The sequence below is a fragment of the Candidatus Flexifilum breve genome, assembly GCF_016713355.1.
Genome location: NZ_JADJPI010000041.1, coordinates 129,710 through 146,441 on the forward strand (window position 1 = coordinate 129,710; position 16,732 = coordinate 146,441).

General features: G+C 62.4%; 11 protein-coding genes. 7 read left to right on the top strand and 4 right to left on the bottom strand.

Annotation, left to right across the window (positions count from 1 at the left end; translation table 11 throughout):
• Window positions 1-172: 172 nt before the first annotated feature.
• Both IPK17_RS38625 and IPK17_RS38630 read right to left on the bottom strand, forming a co-directional pair.
• The gene (locus tag IPK17_RS38625; RefSeq protein WP_343423081.1) at window positions 173-2,098 is read right to left on the bottom strand and encodes a WD40 repeat domain-containing protein; all 1,926 of its coding nucleotides are present in this window, start codon (window positions 2,096-2,098) and stop codon (window positions 173-175) included.
• 75 nt (window positions 2,099-2,173) lie between these two features.
• Window positions 2,174-2,797, bottom strand: a complete 624-nt coding sequence (locus IPK17_RS38630; RefSeq protein WP_343423082.1) for an SH3 domain-containing protein — start codon at window positions 2,795-2,797, stop codon at window positions 2,174-2,176.
• Between the two features lie 194 nt (window positions 2,798-2,991).
• Here IPK17_RS38630 and IPK17_RS38635 point away from each other — a divergent pair, with 194 nt between their 5' ends.
• The 4 genes from IPK17_RS38635 to IPK17_RS38650 are packed head-to-tail and all read left to right on the top strand — an operon-like array spanning window position 2,992 to window position 7,811.
• Entirely contained in the window at window positions 2,992-3,336 is a 345-nt protein-coding gene (locus IPK17_RS38635) for a hypothetical protein (RefSeq protein ID WP_343423083.1), read from the top strand.
• A 56-nt stretch (window positions 3,337-3,392) separates the two neighbouring features.
• Entirely contained in the window at window positions 3,393-5,105 is a 1,713-nt protein-coding gene (locus tag IPK17_RS38640; protein WP_343423084.1) for a DUF559 domain-containing protein, read from the top strand.
• The gene (gene priA, locus IPK17_RS38645) at window positions 4,990-6,765 is read left to right on the top strand and encodes a replication restart helicase PriA (RefSeq protein ID WP_343423085.1); all 1,776 of its coding nucleotides are present in this window, start codon (window positions 4,990-4,992) and stop codon (window positions 6,763-6,765) included. Before IPK17_RS38640 ends, priA begins: the two co-directional genes overlap by 116 nt.
• Entirely contained in the window at window positions 6,762-7,811 is a 1,050-nt protein-coding gene (locus IPK17_RS38650) for a methyltransferase domain-containing protein (RefSeq protein ID WP_343423086.1), read from the top strand. The genes priA and IPK17_RS38650 overlap by 4 nt, the downstream gene beginning before the upstream one ends.
• 18 nt (window positions 7,812-7,829) lie before the next feature.
• On the opposite strand, the gene IPK17_RS38655 is transcribed toward IPK17_RS38650, so the two are convergent.
• Complete coding sequence (locus tag IPK17_RS38655; protein ID WP_343423087.1) at window positions 7,830-9,467, bottom strand: toll/interleukin-1 receptor domain-containing protein; 1,638 nt, start codon at window positions 9,465-9,467, stop codon at window positions 7,830-7,832.
• An 84-nt stretch (window positions 9,468-9,551) separates the two neighbouring features.
• On the bottom strand, window positions 9,552-10,670 hold the full coding sequence (locus IPK17_RS38660) for a protein kinase domain-containing protein (protein WP_343423088.1): 1,119 nt from the start codon (window positions 10,668-10,670) through the stop codon (window positions 9,552-9,554).
• 275 nt (window positions 10,671-10,945) lie between these two features.
• Between IPK17_RS38660 and IPK17_RS38665 the strand changes: the two genes are divergently transcribed.
• The 3 genes from IPK17_RS38665 to IPK17_RS38675 all read left to right on the top strand — a co-directional run bounded on the left by IPK17_RS38665 (window position 10,946) and on the right by IPK17_RS38675 (window position 16,730).
• Complete coding sequence (locus IPK17_RS38665) at window positions 10,946-11,956, top strand: Stp1/IreP family PP2C-type Ser/Thr phosphatase (protein ID WP_343423089.1); 1,011 nt, start codon at window positions 10,946-10,948, stop codon at window positions 11,954-11,956.
• A 5-nt stretch (window positions 11,957-11,961) separates the two neighbouring features.
• The gene (locus IPK17_RS38670) at window positions 11,962-12,546 is read left to right on the top strand and encodes a GNAT family N-acetyltransferase (RefSeq protein WP_343423090.1); all 585 of its coding nucleotides are present in this window, start codon (window positions 11,962-11,964) and stop codon (window positions 12,544-12,546) included.
• Between the two features lie 104 nt (window positions 12,547-12,650).
• A complete protein-coding gene (locus tag IPK17_RS38675) occupies window positions 12,651-16,730 on the top strand; it encodes a transglycosylase domain-containing protein (RefSeq protein ID WP_343423091.1) in 4,080 nt (1,359 codons plus the stop codon).
• Window positions 16,731-16,732: the final 2 nt, after the last annotated feature.

Below are 16,732 nucleotides of genomic sequence, written 5' to 3' on the forward strand. Positions count from 1 at the left end.
CATCACCTGCTTTTGCCCCTCTCCTCTTTTCGGAGAGGGGCGGTTGAGCGCAGCGAAACGGGGTGAGGTTGCAGTTCAATTTTCAGCGGAGGACGAGGCATGCCTCGTCCCTACCGCTCTGATCGGTCTCCACTCTCTGAATTCGGGGAGGGGTCGCAGGTGAGGTTGATCTTTACGGCGGCGGCTGATTGATCCACTCGACGGCCTGGCCGCCGCTCACTCGGTCCGTGATCTCGCTCATGGCGCCGTTCACCCCGGCGAGGTAGTAGCGGCGCACGTCGTTTTCGCGGGTGACGACTAGCACTGCGCTGCGATCCGGACTCCACTCGACGCGTTCCGGCGCGACGGTGCCGATGTCGCCGGAGAGCGGATTGCCGTTCACATCGACCAGATGCACCGCGCCGCCCGTCGCGGCCAGCGCCACGATCTGCCCGTCGGGGCGCTGCACGGCGTAGCTCACGTACAGGCCGAGCGCGGTCAGATTCGACTGGGGTTCGCCGAGGAAGCCGCTTGTCGGGTCAAACCAGCGGATGGCGACCGTGCCATCTGGCCCATAACCGCTCACCAGCACGCGCGTGCCATCCCACGACCATGCGGCGTAATCGTAGCGGTAGATGGTCGGCTGCACCTGCGCATTTTGCCCTGGCGCGAGGATCGCGAAGCCGTTACGGTTCTCGTCGTGCAGGAATAGGCGCACCATGAGCAGATTTTCATTGCCCCACGCCATGTCGATGGTGTGATAGACGTACGGCCCCGCCTGCAAATTGACGATGCAGCCTTGCAACAGATTCGGGTGGCAGTCGCGGAACACCTGATTGCTGTAGGTAAAGTAGCGATCCGCGATCCACACGCCGTCGTTGATTTCCTCGCGGTTGTTGCCATCTGACCACTGATCGACCAGATAGGCGACGAAATTGCCATCGCGCGACCACACGACGCGCGTCGTGCGCGCCTTGTTCGCGGCGGGGTCAGCCTCGCTGAAGGTGAACGGGGCGAAGTTGGCATTGCTCTCCGTCCCCGCGGCGTAATCGCTGATCAAATGGATGTTGCCCGACGGATCGACGCGCACAAACACATTCGGATCGACTGGGTTTTGGGCGAAGGTGGAGGCCTCCGCCAGCCCGAAATTGAACGCTGTGCCGCTCGTGCTCAGCGCGAAATTGCGGATGGCCTGTGCGGGATCGGGCAGGTCGGAGATCACCAGCGCGCCGGGTTGGGGTAGCGGTGTCGGCGCGACATTGATGGGATTGGGCAGCGCGGTCGGCGTGGCGGCGAACGGCGTCGCCTCTCCGGTGATCGGCGTGAGCGTGGGCAGGTTGGCGACTTCGACGCCCGGTTCGGCGGTGATGAAGGTGGGTGTCGCATCAATCGTGGCGGGCGGCTGAGTCAGCCCGACGGTCGGCGGTTCCGGCGTGACTTCGCGCACGCCGACCGGAGCGACGCCCTGCGTCGGCGGTTCGATCGGGGGCTGCGTGCGTTCCCCGATAGGAGCGAACGCCTCGGTGGCGGCGACCTGCGGCGTGAAGGCGACGGTCAGCGTCCACGTGGGGCGCGGCGTCCATGACGGAATCGGCGTGAGGGTGGGCAGGAAGGTGGCGCTCGGCAGGGGGGTGAAAGTCGGCAGTGGACTCGGCGTGTACGTGAATGTCGACGTGCTGGAGGGCTGCGGGGTATTGCTCGGCGTCCAGGTGAGCGTCTTGGTCGCGGTCGGGAGTTGTGTGTCGCTCGGCAGCGGCGTGGGACTCGCGCCAATGGTGGGCAGTGTGGTCGGCGACGGGGGAAGCGTCTCCGTCGGCAGCGGTGTAATGGTCGGGAACGGGGTGACGCTCGGCAGCGGCGTCGGCGAAGCGGTGCCCGTAAAAGTTGGCGATGGTGTAAGCGTGGTGGTTGGGGTGGTGCTGGACGTCGGCGAGACGACCTGCGCAATGAGCGTTCCGATCAGGGTGGGTGGCGCGCTCGGCGTAAATGTGGGGGTCGTGGCGGGTGGCGCGCTCGGCGTAATCGTCGGCGCGACGGTCGGCGTCACGAGGACGGGGACACCCATCGTACAAGCGGAGACGAACAGCGCGGTGAGGCCAAGGACCAGCAGACGTTTCATATCACACCCCCGCCGTCATTGTACCCGAAACGACGGCGGGGCGTTGACACTGATCAAACGATGCTTACCCTACGTTTAGCTGCCGACCACCGGGACGATAACGCCGCCGGGGTTGCGGTAGAGGACACGGTCGGCCTGCACCCAACCTTCGACCGGGAGGCCGTCGCAGGTCAACTCGATGCGATACCAGTTTTCAGCGTCGGCATCACGGGCGGTCACGATGTAGAACTGACCCGCGGTGGCATTGCACAGCACGCGAATGCTGCCCGGACGGCTGTAAATCTGATTCGCCGCGCCCATGTAGAGCGTGGGCGGGAGGATTGTGCCATCCACTTCGACGACCGGAATATCACTGAGATCGCCACGCACGACGACAAACTGATTCGTCACCCACCCGGTGAAGGTGCCCACCCGCACATACCACCACAGTTCGTCGAGACCGTTCTGACCGAGCGGAACCAAGCGCGTGCCGCCGTCGAGGATGGCCAGCGGCGTGTACTGCGGGCCGTCACCACTGCGCAGGAACAGGTTATCGGTTGCGACGATGAGGTAGCCTTCGAGGTTGCGCGTGGCGCTCGCCGGGTTGGTCGGGCGCGGCAGCACCGCGTTCGGGTCGTAGTCCTGCGCGGCGGCAGGCAGCACGGCGATCATCAGGAGCAAAAGCACAACAATGAGAAAAAGAGGCCGCTGTTTAGACATTCACGCTCTCCTGAATAGAATTCCAGCTCACACTATTGGAGTCTATTGTCGGGCATTTTCCAATTTCTGCAAAGGAAATTTCTACCAGATGCCGTTTATGCTAAAATAGCCCCTTGTCAATGCGCCTGTGCCCTTCAAACGGCGGGTGTTCCACCACAGTATCTAGCCCCCTCAGCCTAGCGAAAGCCAATCTCATGTCCACCCCGACCAATGCACCTTTTATGCGCTTCTATCACAGCGAAGCGCTCCGCGCCAAGACTCTCACCGTCCTCAACAATCTGGAACAAGCGAAAGATCCGCTGCAGCAGCGCGGCCATCTGGCCGGAGTCGTCGTGGAACTGCTGGAAAGTGGCATGGATTACTATTTCATGAAACCGCTGAAACTCGCCAAAGTCGGCTTTGTCGTCGAACAATCGGCGGTGGTCGGCATGAGCGGTGCTGTCCGCATGATTGCGGGCGTCATCCATAACATCATCGGGCGCATGGACAAAGCACAGTTACTGGTCGTTTCCACCTATATCCGCCAGCTCATGGAGTAAGCGCTTCAGGCAATCGCCGCGCCGATTCTCGATACACTTGTGCTAAAATAGTGCCTATGGAATATGTTCGCGTTGCCATAGATACCCCCGTCGATTCGACGTTTGATTATCACGTGCCGCCAGAACTCGAGGGCCGACTTCAGCCCGGTCATCTGGTGGAGGTGGCGTTTGGTCCGGCGCGTCAGCACGCCATTGTGCTGGAGGTGATGGCCGAGTCGAGCGTGAGCAAGACCAAGCCGATCCTCAACCGGCTCGATCCCGTGCCCGTGCTCACCTCCATGCAGATCGCACTCTCACTGTGGCTGCGCACGACGACGCTGTCGCCCATCGGCGCGGCGCTGTGGATGTGGCTGCCGCCCGGCCTGACCGGACATCATGATCTCACCGTGACGCTGCTCGATCCTGATTTCGTTTCGCCAGATGATCTCGAGATGGAAGTTGTGCAGATCCTCAAACGGCGGGGCACGCTGCGCAGTCAGCAGTTGAATCAGGCGCTGCCCGCAAAAACGTGGCGTCCGGTGATCGACGCGCTGGCCAAAGCGGGCATCGTCGCCAAAGAGTCGACGCTCACGCCGCCGCGCGTCAAACCGCGCATCGTGCAGACGGCTGCGCTCGCCATACATCCGCACGAGATCGCCCACGGACTGCGCCATGTCGAAAAGGAGTCGCGCCCCGCCGACCTGCTCGGCGTGATCGCCGAAGCAGGCGGCAGCGTGACGCTGAAAGCGGCGTTCAAGCTGGCGGGCGCGGGCAAAGCCCACCTCGCCAAGCTGGTCGAAGCGGGCGATGTCGCTGTCGCCAATGATGTGATCACCCTCAAGCTCGCGCCGGAACAGGTTGAAGAGCGGCTGCACCAACTACGCAAAGTCGACAAGGCGCAGCGCATTCTGAGCGTGCTGGCGCGGCATCGCGAACCGCTCGATGTCGGCTGGCTATACGCGCAGGCCGACTGCACCCTCCCCGACTTGAAGAAACTCGAAGAAGCCGAACTGATCACACTGGGCGAACGTGAGACGTGGCGCGACTCGCTGGCGGAACGCGAGTTCATCGCCGTGACCGCGCCCACGCTCACTATCGAACAGGCGGCGGTGTGGGAACGCGTACGTGCGGCGATCCGCCAGCAGGGTCAGCGGTTGAATTTGGGGAACGATGAATTTGACCTGCCTACTCCAACTCCGAGCGAACTCGACGAGGAGTGGGATGCGGAGAGTTCGACCCCACCCCCGACCCCTCCCCGAATTCGGGGAGGGGAGCCTGCAAGAACCTCGGGCGGGGATAACTATCGTCACTGGCGGATTGATCGGCGGTTGTACGAGAAGATTCAACCAATTGCGCGCGAACTGCGTATGAATCCAACCCCTGCGGAGGATTGGCTGTGGCAGCGCGTGCGCGACAAGCAGCTCGGCTACAAAATCCGCCGTCAGCAAACTATCGAACGCTTCATTGTTGACTTCTACTGCCCTGATGCGCGCCTTGTGATCGAAGTGGATGGTGAAGTCCATCAATATCAAGCGGATGAAGACGCTGCCCGACAAACATATCTGGAAGCCCTTGGTCTGCGGGTGCTGCGTTTCACCAATGAGCAGGTCATCAATACAACGAATGCTGTCCTAGACCTTATTCAGCGAACGATTGCTGAGCAAGTTAAGTCTCATGAGACGAGCGAACCGCTGGCTCCCCTCCCCGAATTCGGGGAGGGGTCGGGCACCATTCGATTTCGAACTGGGGCCGGGGGTTGGGTCGGATTTCACCCCGCCAACCGACTCTGAGCCGAATCTGGGTTTCGACTCGTGGCCGGACGAAGGTAAAACTTTCCTGCTGCACGGCGTGACCGGGAGTGGCAAGACGGAAATCTACCTGCGTGCCGTCGAAGAGACGCTGCGGTTGGGGCGCAAGGCGATTGTCCTCGTACCGGAAATTTCGCTCACCCCGCAGACGATTCGGCGCGTGGCGGCGCGTTTCCCCGGTCAGGTGGCGGTGGTGCACAGCGGGCTCAGCGAAGGCGAACGCTACGACACGTGGCGGCGAGCGCGGGAAGGGCGCATCGGCGTGATCGTCGGCGCGCGGTCGGCGCTGTTCACGCCGCTGCCGGATGTTGGCTTGATCATCCTCGACGAGGAGCACGACCCCAGCTACAAGCAGTCGCCACCGATTCAGCCGCCGTACTACCACGCCCGCGATGTCGCCGAAGAGATGATGCGGCGGAATGGCGGCGTGGTCATCCTCGGCAGCGCAACGCCCGACATCAACACGACGTACCGGGCGCAGCATGGCGAAATCGAGCGGTTGGAACTGCCGCACCGCATCATGGGGCATCGCGTCAGCATCAGCACGCAGGCCGAACGCACCGGGATTGCCGCGCGCTACCAACCCGCCGACGCCGAAGATGCCCTCATGATCGATCTGCCACCCGTGCAGGTGGTCGATATGCGCGACGAACTGAAGCGCGGCAACATCAGCATCTTTAGCCGACCGCTGCAATACGCGCTCGCCGAAGTCCTCGAGCGCAAGCAGCAGGCGATTTTGTTCCTCAACCGCCGCGGCCAATCGACCTACGTGTTCTGCCGGGACTGCGGCTATGTCGCCAAATGCCCGCAGTGCGATAACCCGCTGACGTATCACCGCATGGGCGAGTCGCTGCGCTGTCACCGCTGCGGGCACATGCAGGATTCACCGACGCAGTGCCCGGCGTGCCAATCCAAGCGCATCAAGTTTTTCGGCGCGGGTACGCAGCAGGTCGAACAAACGCTGATCGACATGTTCCCCAAGGCGCGCACCGTGCGCTGGGACAGCGATACCGCGACCTCGCACGAGGCGCACGAGGCGATTTTGCAGCGCTTCATTGACCGCAAAGCCGACATCATGATCGGCACGCAGTTGGTCGCCAAAGGGCTGGATTTGCCGATGGTGACGTTGGTCGGCGTGGTCAGCGCGGATATCGGCTTGGCGCTGCCGGATTTCCGCGCCGGGGAACGCACGTTTCAGGTGCTGACACAGGTCGCGGGGCGCGCGGGGCGTGGCTTGCTCGGCGGGCGCGTGATTTTGCAGACGTATCAGCCGGAACACTACGCGATTCAAGCGGCGGCTAAGCACGATTATCCCGGTTTCTATAAGCAGCAGCTTGAGCATTTACGCGAAATCGGCTATCCGCCGTTCCGGCGGCTGGCGCGTATTCTGTTCCGCTTCCCGACCGAGGCCAAAGCGCGCTCGGAGGCGATCCGCGCCGCGCAGATGATCCGCCAGCGCATCGAGGAGCAGCAGTTGACCGGGACGGAGATCATCGGCCCGGCGCAGTGCTTCTTCCCGCGCGAAGCGAATATCTTCCGCTGGCATCTGCTCGTGCGCAGTCCGGATCCGGCGGCGGCATTGGGCGATCTCGACATCCCGCGCGGCTGGTACGTAGATATCGACCCGGTGGAAGTGCTGTGAACCGCTATTTCGCTCGCGTCACGGCGGGCACGGAAACGCTCGCAGAGCGGGAGATCGCTCAACTGGACGGTGTGCAGCCTCTCGCGACCGAACAGCGCCGCCTCGATTTCATGTACGTGGGTCACCCTGCCGATCTGCTGGACTTGCGCAGCGTCGACGATGTGTACGTCTATGTGGGGGAACTTGCCCAGATTGATCATACGCGCGCCATGCTCGCCGCGATCACGGCGGGCGTGGCGCAGCTCGATTGGGGCGCGGCGCTCCAACCGTGCCGACAGGTGCGTCCGCTCCCCCGCCAGCCGAGCTACACGATCACGGCGAGTCTGCTGGGCGGGCGCAACTACACGCGCTTTGAGGTCGCCGCTGCGGTGCAGGCGGGGCTGGCACGGCGCAACTGGCGCTATGTCGTCAACGAACCGCAGCATGCCCCGGTTGATCTCGATGTGCGCGTGCTGGTCGAAGGCGATGCGGTGCTGGTCGGCTTACGCTTAGGTGAGACGCCGCTGCACCGCCGCCCCTACAAACTGACGAGCCTGCCGGGATCGCTCAAGCCTCCGGTCGCGTACTGTCTGAACCTGTTCGCGGAGATCCCGCCGGGGGCCGTGCTGCTCGATCCGCTGTGCGGCGCGGGGACGATCCCGATTGAAGCGGCGGCGTTCGGCGTGAGCCGGCTGCTGGCGGGCGATGTGAACCCGGAAGCGGTCGCGTGCGCGGCGGCGAACAGCGCGAATGCGGGGCTGCCGGTGTGGGCGCTGCACGCGGATGCACGCCAGCTCCCACTGCCGGATCAGTCCGTGGATCGGATTGTCAGCAATGTGCCGTGGGGGAAACAAGTCTTACAGCCGGACGCGCTGCCCGCGCTCTACGCCGCGCTGATCCGCGAGTTTGCCCGTGTGCTGCGACCGAACGGGCGCTGCGTCCTGCTCACCGACCGGGGTGATCTGCTGCTGCCCGCGGCGGCGGAGCGTTTCCGACTGATCACCGAACAGCCGATCAGCCTGTATGGGAGTCACCCGACGATCTACAGCCTTGCGCGAGCCCAGTAGAGTGCATGCCGGGTGCGCTCAGGCCTGCCTGACGTAGTTCTCAATTGCCGTGATGATCCGTTTGATATCGCCGTCAAAATCGGGATCAGACCGAGCGAGCATCGCATTGCGAAAAGTGAGTTCCTTCAAATCTTCGGGCAATTCATCGCGATCCGGCACTTTTGCGCCCCGCACGAGCACGGGGACAACCAAGGCCTCCGGTCGTTTCAAGGCTGTCGCAATTTCGCGCCGCACAAAATCCTCCGGGTTGAGCAGCCGCCGCTCGCCTGTTTCCGTGTCGGTGATGTTTTCCCAGTCCGTCCCAATGATCACCAGCACCACGCTGCACCGCTCCACCGTCGTCAGAATGCGCTGGACGAAATCCTCGCCGCCCAGGATCGTCTGCACATCGCGAAAGATTGTCTCTTGGCCGAAATAGGCGCTCAGTCGATCCCAGATGCGCCCGACAATCTCGGCGCTGTCTGCACGACGATACGAGATGAAGATCGCTTGTTTGGCATAGCGGATGGGTGAAACCTGCGTCGAGCGGTTGAGCAGCGCGATCCCGTTCTGCATCAGGTCGGTGACCACCGACTGCTGGTTCATGCCGCTGTTAGCTGACCGAAAGAAAGAGCTGAGCACCCACATTTCGGTTGCAAACTGCAAGGTGTCCTCGACGCGCTCGACAAATTCCGACATCGTTCGGCGGCTCGATAGTTGGCGCTGTTTCTGCTGTTCGGCTTCCCGGGGAGTTGCTTGAGGATCGCCCGGTTCCTCACCGAGTCTCAACTCAGTGCGCACGAGATTCCAGTCATTCAATGCTTCTTGAAGCTGCTGGGCGGTCGATTCATAGAACAGACGGCGCGCACTGTCGTCGATGATCTGCAACTGCTGCTGCACGGCCAGCGCCCCGAAAAGACAGACTAGAAAATACACTTGCTGCTCTAGAAACAGGAGCAAAATCCCCATGACCAAAAACGCACCGCTAATGAGCTGATGCAGGATGAAATAACGCGCCGCCGAGCGCGCCCGCCGTGCATACAGGTTCTGCACGGGGAGCACCCGGTAGTCGATAAAATCGGACACGCTCATTTCGGTGAATGGACGTTCCGCCAGTCCCCAATCGCCAGACCGGGCGATCGCTTGCGCGAGGAGCGACTCATTCAGCAGCGCTTCGGTCACGGGTTGCAGACCCATCTTCTGAACCCGGTCGTCAATCGCCTTCAGGCTTTGGTTCAATAGTCGCTGTCGGTCACGTGGATTCATCTCCAGATAACGCCCAACGCCGAGACGGTACAGATAGATCTCGCGCTGAATGAGGCTTTCGGCCAGACGATAGGCGTAGTACTCGGCATTGGCGCTCGTTTGGCTGCGCAGAAACGCATAAATCGCCGTGATGAGCAGCAGTAGTGCGACTACAAAGATCAGGATATACAACCCTGGCCGCTCATCTTCGTAAAGAGGCGCTGTACCTTCGTAAACGGTTAATTGCCAGATCAGGGAAGCAAGGTAAAAGCCGACGAGGACGACGGCGAGTGCTGCGATATAGACTACGGCCAGCCGTACCCGCCGATCAACGCGCATGCGCACCGTAGCGTTGCTGTCATAGGCCACGAAGCGCTGCCACGCGGCAACTAACGCAGGATCAGAAGTTGGGGACAACTCATCAGCGGACATCAGTGCCTCACTCAACTAAATTCTATAATTCTATACACATAGATTCAGTATAGGGAGAAATTAGTCCGCCGTGCAATCACCGATTTACGGAATGACCCGATTTTGCAGCATGTCGTTGATCGACTTGACCAGCCGTTTGAGTTCATCTTCGAGTTCGTCGGGGATGCCGTCCTGAATGGCGGCTTCGCGGAAGAGATCGCGCGCTTCGCGTAGATAATCCTGCCCACGGCGCACGCGGCTGATCCCCGCGCGGAGCTGGGAGCGCGCCTCCCGGTTGATCGGGCTGCTCGCGTAGTTCGGGAAATCCCAGCCGTGCGCGGTCGCCACTTCGCGCAGCCCGCCGATGAGCTCATCCGCGCTTTCAATTTGCACCGCCGCCCCTGACTGCAAGAGCGTTTGCAGCCCCTGACTCAGCGTGGGTTCGACGCCGAAATCCAGCGAGTCGATATCCTTATAGCGCGCTTCCACGTCGGTGATGGTGCCCGGCTGCGGGCGCAGCGCCGTCTTTTGCGGCGATAGTCCGGTGAAGATCGAATACAGGATGCCGACGCACAGATTGTGCACATCGGAGCGGAACATCTGCGCCGGGTTGTCGCGCGATTTTTCGAGCAGGCGCGAACTGTTGAAGTCGATCACGCGGAGCTGCAGGCCGTCCCAGTAGATGTGTTCCAACTTGTGATCCATATAAACGATATTGCGGCTGTGTGCCAGCTTGAGCAGTTCGGCGAACTGGAGCGCGAGCGCCAGTCCTTCTTCACTGGGGAGGCGTAGACGCGTACCCTGCTTGTCCGGGCGCATCTGATAGAACAGGTTGTTGTTGCGCGGCAGGTTCTCCAGCGCCAGATACGGCCGCCAGCCGCGATCAGAGAACGCCGCCAGCTCCCGCGTGAACGTCTGCACGTTGGTGCCAAACGATTCGATCTCGCCATCGATAGGGGCTTCGCCCCGCGCGGACACATAGCCGCAGTCGTACAGCTTGACGACCTGCGGGCTGTCGGCCAGCTTCATGAGCAGATCGGCCTCGTTGGCAAAAGCGCGGTATTCCCAGCGCGGATCCTCGGCGAGATGTTCGGGGCGCAAGACCTTAAACGCGACCGCGCTGCCAGTCCGCTGATGTTGGGCATACAGCACCCGCGCGTAGTGCCCGAGTGCAAAGGTATCGATGAAGTTATCAATGCGGTAGAGGTCAGCTAGTTGTACCATGCTTTGGTATCCGTCCCCGTTTTCTAACGACTCTACCATTCCTAACGGGGTGCGGACAGGGGAAGATTCGCCCCCGCCGTGGGCCATTAACGTGCCATGATAGATTCGGGTTCAGAGAACGTTGTCTTTACGTTGACAATCATTGATTGTTGTATACTGATATTGCGTAATCGTTTAAACAGCTCCTGAACGGGTGTCACAAATATGAAACTGCGCTTGTTCAGTTTTCGGCCTTGAGTAGAATAAGAGCAATACGACAGTTCGGGGAGTCCTGAATGGCAAATTCGGACAGCGAAATTCGGCTTCGCAGCAGCGCCCGTACCAGCATTGGTCAGGTGCGGGAAAACAATGAAGACACCGTGCAGCTGTGGGCTGAGGATCAGTATGTGCTCGCCGTAGTCGCCGATGGCATGGGCGGGGCAGTCGCTGGTGAAGAGGCCAGTCGGATTGCAGTGGAAGCTGTACAGCAGGAAATGACCTCTCCGGGCAATCGCGAAACGCTGCCCGCGCTCAACGATGATCTGCTCATTGATAAGCTGTGTGAATCGATCCGTTCGGCTAACCTGAACATCGTCCGCCGCGCTGCCGCCAACCCCGAACTGCGCGGCATGGGCACGACGATCACATTGGCGATGGTGCGCAGCACGAACGCGATTGTCGCGCATGTTGGCGACAGCCGCGCGTATCTGGTCGACAGCACATCGCGCCGCATCACGCAGATCACGGCGGATCACACGTTTGTCGAGGCCTTGGTCGCTGCTGGGCATCTGACACCAGATCAGGCGAGCGAGCACCCCATGCGCAATGTGTTGTACCGCGCTCTGGGGCAGCATGAAGACGTGGATGTTGATATTTACGAGGCGCATCTTCGAGCCGGGGATCGCCTCGTCTTATGTTCCGATGGGCTGACGCGCCATGTGCGCCCCGCCGAAATCACGGCCATCGTCGCCGAGGCCGTGCACCCTGATATTGCCAGCGAAGAATTGATCGCGCTGGCCAATGAACGCGGCGGTGAAGACAATGTCAGCGTGATTGTCGTCGCGCTGGACGGCGAACCCCCCGCGGCGGACGAAGTCGACACCGACGTGATCTTTACTGATGGCGACACCGTGAAACTGCAAGACCCACGCATTGCCACCGCAGTCGCGCAGGCCATTCGTGACGCTGGCCTTGACCCCGACAAGACGCTCAACGTGAATAACGCGCTCGATCAGGTGGATTGCTGCGCCGAGCGTTCGGGCGGTCTGGGTGCTGAAGGTCGCGATACGTTCAACTGGAAGAACTAGCGGTCGTGATTCATTCCGATGCGTTAGCGGCGGCGTTTGCCCGGTTCCCCACGCTGACCACCGACCGCTGCCTGCTGCGGGCGATCACGCCCGCCGATACTGCCGCGCTCTTCGAACTTGAAAGCGATCCTCAGGTGACGCGCTACTTAGGGCGTGCGCCCATGCCCTCGCTGGAAGCCACTGCCCGCCGCATTGAAAGCTTTCGGACTCAGTTTGATACCCGCCAAGCGCTTCAGTGGGGTGTTGTGCCGCGTCCCGATGGGCCGTTGATCGGTACGTGCGTCTTCTGGCACCTGCGCCCCGCGCATTATCGCGCTGAGATCGGCTACATGCTGTCTCCGGCGTGGTGGGGGCAGGGTGTGATGAGCGAAGTAGTCGCCGCCGTGCTCGATTTTGGCTTCGCCACCATGGGACTGCACAGCGTCGACGCGCAGATCGACCCCGCCAATGCCGCGTCGCGCCGCCTGCTGGAAAAGCTCGGCTTTGTGCAGGAAGCCTACTTCCGCGAAGACTATTTCCACCCGGTTGAACAGCGCTTCACCGATACGGCGATCTTCTCCCTGCTCGTGTCCGGTTGGCGCGCTCGCTAAACTTCCCGTAATCGACGCTTCCCCGCCGTGTCAGCAAAGCCCGGTATTTTGCGTTATAATCTACCCGTTAGACTATTCAAACTTAAAGTGACGAAGGGTGCGGAATGGTGGAACCCCTTTTCTACTTCGACGCTGACGAACCGCAAGGCGGGGGCGGCGGAACACAACCGGAAAACCAAGCTGGCAGCAGCTGGAAACGTCCGACTTCGCTAACGGGACGCGCGCCTTTGCGCAACAAGCCCGTGACCGCAACCACCACGCCCAACCGGTGGCAGACACCCCCTCCGCCCAAAGGCGACAGCGCGTGGGCGAAACCGCCCGCGGGGCAGAGTACCTATCAGCCCGCGCCGGTGACGGACACCACGCTGACCGCGGAAGCCGACTCGGCGCCGGTGGCGGAGGAAACACCCGTCGACGAGGTGCTGCCCTTCGACGACACCGGGGCGAGCGCCCCCGTGCAGGCGGTGCCCGTCATCGACGATGATGCGGACGACGATACGTTCAGTATGAGCGAATTGATCGCGCTGGCCAGCCTCGCGGAGAAGACGCCGTCGACGCCCGCCGAACCGGTCGTCGCCGCGGATGCAACGCCCGCGCTGGATGCGGTCAACGACCCCGCCGAATACGCGCGCCGCGCCTTAGCCGCGCTGCAAGCCCAGCAAGAATCCGAAGAAGCGGTTGCCCCGATTGAAGTGGCCGCCGCGGCTCAGGATCCGCAGGCGACCGGGCCGACCACCGCGCAGCCCGGTCTGACTGAAGACCCCGCCGAAGTCGCGCGCCGCCGCGTTGCTGAACTGACGGGCGGAACGAGCGGCGCTGTGCCCGCCGCAGTCGGCGGTCTGACCGCTGAACAGCAGGATCTCGCCAACCGCTACCACGCCGCTGAAGCGAATGTGCGCCGTCTGCGCGAACAGTACCGCGCCGGTCAGCTCACCCGTGAACAGCTTCAGGCGGAACTGCGCGGGCAGATGGTGCTCGACGAATATCAGGTGTGGTGGATGCTCGGCGTCGAGACCGACACGTGGTATCGCTACGAGAACGGCGGGTGGGTCGCGGCGGTGCCTGCGGTGCTCGCCGCGCAGTCCGGGTCGCCGGGCGCGTCCATTCCGATTGATCAGGATTTGAGCGACCGCACGGTGCCCACGACGCCGATCACGAGCGAGGGCTTCATTCCGCGGCAAGTGCCGATGAATGACCCCGATTACACGCTGCCGGGGACGGGGGCGGTCTTCATGGAAGACCCGAACCGCACCGTGCCGCGCGCCCCCTACACCAGCGAAGCGACCGTCCCCATGCAGACGATCAGCGACGCGACTGTGCCGACTCCGGCGGTGTCTGGTGGTTACGATGCGGGGGGCGGCTATAACTATGTGCCAACGCCGGCGGTCGTCGACCCGATTCCCGCCGTCCCCCCCGACGCGGTGCGGCAGGCGCAGCAGCAGCGCACCAACCGCACGATCACCACGGGCGTGCTGATCGCCGCCGTGCTGATTGGCTTGGTGTTTCTCGGTCTGGCGGTCGTGATCATCGGCGGCGTGCTGTACTACAACAGCCTCGCATCGCCGTGGCAGGATGAGATCGCCGCGCTGGCGAACTACACGCCGCAGTTCCAGACCGCGCGTATCCTCGCGGCAGACGGCAGCACCATCGCCGAGCTAATCAGCCGCAGTGGCGTGGCGCGTGACCGGATTGACCTGGAGAATATCGCGCCCGAGCTGATTCATGCGGTCATCTCGACCGAAAACGAACGCTTTTACGATGATCCCGGTTGGGATTTGATCGCGATTGGCCGCGCCTTCCTGCAGAACGTGCAGGGCGGCGAAATCACCTCCGGCGCGAGCACCATCACGCAGCAGATCGCCCGCAACTTGATCCTGCAGGACACGACCGTCTCGGCGGATCGCAAACTACAAGAGATCATCATCGCGGCGGAAATCGCGCGGCGCTACGACAAGAACTTCATCCTTGAGCTGTACCTGAACGAAATCTTCTTCGGCAACCAGTCCTACGGGGTGGAATCGGCCGCGCAGTTCTATTTCCATCACAGCGCCGCCGATCTCAATTTGCCGGAAGCGGCCATGCTCGCCGGGTTGATTCAAGCGCCGGCGCGCTATGACCCCGTCATCAATCGTCAAGCCGCCTTCGAGCGCATGGATACCGTGCTCAACCTGATGGCGCAGGTCGGGTGCTTGCAGTTCCAGCACGCGCCCTACAATGAGACACCCTTCTGCGTGACGGAACAGGATTTGCGTTCCGGTCAGGTGGTGCTGGACCGCGCGCGCGTGGAAGCGGCCAACTACACGCCGCGCACGTTCCAGGTGCGTTACCCGCACTTCGTCAACTATATCCAGACGATCATCGAACAGAGTTTCGGCACGGACGAAATGTTCCGCCGCGGTTTTACCATCCGCACCACGCTCGACCCGCGCGTGCAGGATACCGCGCAGACGGCGCTCAGCAACCAGATTCAGCAGAACGCCTTCACGGGCATGAACACCGGCGCGATCATGGTGACCGACCCGCGTGACGGCTCGATCCGCGCGATGATTGGCAGCCCGAATTTTAGCGATGACTCGATTGACGGGCAGGTGAACAACGTGTTCACGTGGCAGCAGCCCGGCTCATCGATCAAGCCGATTCTCTACACGGGCGCGCTCGAAGGTTTCGATCAGAACGGCGGACGCCAGTACTTCACGCCCGCCAGCATCATCTGGGATGTGCCGACGCGCTACGATAACCCGCCGTATGAGCCGCGCAACTTCGACGGGCGCTTCCGCGGGCCGGAGCCGGTGCGCTTCGCGCTGCAGAACAGCCTGAACATCCCCGCCGTCAAGACGCTCGCGTTCCTCGGCGTGGATAACTTCCGCAGCGTGGCGGAACGCATGGGCATTCGCTTCCTCGACGAAGCGCAGTTCACGCTCGCCAGCGCGCTCGGCGCGAACGAAGTCCGCCTGTACGACATGATGCAGGCCTACGGGACGCTCGCCAACACGGGGATGCGCGTGCCGCTCTATTCGATCACGCAGATCACGGCGGCGGACGGTTCGCAGATCGAACTGCCAGCGCGCGCGCAGCCCGGTCAGGTGATTCAACCACAGGTCGCCTACCTGATGGAGAACATCTTGAGCGACAACAACGCTCGCGCGGAGGTCTTCGGCCTGAACTCCGGTCTCGCGATTGCCGACTATGTGGGTTTGATCGGCGCGAAGACGGGCACGAGCAACGATAATCGTGACCTGTGGACGATGGGCTTCACCCGCAATGCGGTCGTGGGCGTGTGGCTCGGTCGCGTCGATAACGGCCCGACCACTTCGACCACGCAGACCAGCGCCGTCCCGGTGTGGAACACGGTCATGCGCGCCGCGCTGGAAGGCCGCCGACCGGACGCGTTCGCCAACCCCGGCGGCGTCGTCGAGCAGACGATTTGCGCGGATACGGGCACGCTCTTCGATCAGAACATCCCGTGCACGACCGTGCGCAACGAACTGTTTATGCAGAATCAGCTGCCGCCCGCGGCGGCGGCCTCGTTCCTGCAAACCATCCCGATTGACACGTGGACGGGCTATCGTGCCAACCAGTACTGCCCGGACAGCGTGATCACCGACACGTTCGTGAGCATCAGCGACCCGACGGCGGTGGCGTGGCTCAACACGTCCGATGGTCAGGTGTGGGCGCAGTCGCTGGGCATCGAACTGCCCGTGCAAGCCGCGCCGGAGAATGAATGCACGGCGGGCATGGCGCTCCCGCAGATCAACCTGACTGGCCCGGCGAACGGCGCGACCGTGTCCGGCGTCGTCAACATCACCGGGACGGTGAGCGCGCCCAACTTCAGCCGCTACGAGCTGCAAGTCGCGTCGCTCAATGCGCCGGATAACTGGAGCCTGTTCTCCAGCTCGACCAATCAGGTCAATAACGGCACGCTCGGCACGCTGGATACGGCCCAGCTCGCGAACGGGCTGTATCGCATCCGCCTGATGGCCTACAGCAGCGCCAATGGCACGATCACGCGCGAAGTGCAAATCGGCGTGAATAACCTTGCGGCGACCGCGCTGCCCACGGTCGATCCCGCTGTGCCCATCCTGCCCACCGTGGACGGTGGCGGGGGTGTCAGCGGGGGCGGCGCCACCCCGACCGCGACGATCATCCCGTTCGGCGGGCTGTCGGATGTGGGGTCGGGCGGGTAAGC

Coding starts and splice junctions, on each gene's coding strand:
- IPK17_RS38625 (WP_343423081.1), bottom strand. CDS start 2,098: ATGAAACGTCTGCTGGTCCTTGGCCTCACCGCGCTGTTCGTCTCCGCT.
- IPK17_RS38630 (WP_343423082.1), bottom strand. CDS start 2,797: ATGTCTAAACAGCGGCCTCTTTTTCTCATTGTTGTGCTTTTGCTCCTG.
- IPK17_RS38635 (WP_343423083.1), top strand. CDS start 2,992: ATGTCCACCCCGACCAATGCACCTTTTATGCGCTTCTATCACAGCGAA.
- IPK17_RS38640 (WP_343423084.1), top strand. CDS start 3,393: ATGGAATATGTTCGCGTTGCCATAGATACCCCCGTCGATTCGACGTTT.
- priA (WP_343423085.1), top strand. CDS start 4,990: ATGAGACGAGCGAACCGCTGGCTCCCCTCCCCGAATTCGGGGAGGGGT.
- IPK17_RS38655 (WP_343423087.1), bottom strand. CDS start 9,467: ATGTCCGCTGATGAGTTGTCCCCAACTTCTGATCCTGCGTTAGTTGCC.
- IPK17_RS38660 (WP_343423088.1), bottom strand. CDS start 10,670: ATGGTACAACTAGCTGACCTCTACCGCATTGATAACTTCATCGATACC.
- IPK17_RS38665 (WP_343423089.1), top strand. CDS start 10,946: ATGGCAAATTCGGACAGCGAAATTCGGCTTCGCAGCAGCGCCCGTACC.
- IPK17_RS38675 (WP_343423091.1), top strand. CDS start 12,651: ATGGTGGAACCCCTTTTCTACTTCGACGCTGACGAACCGCAAGGCGGG.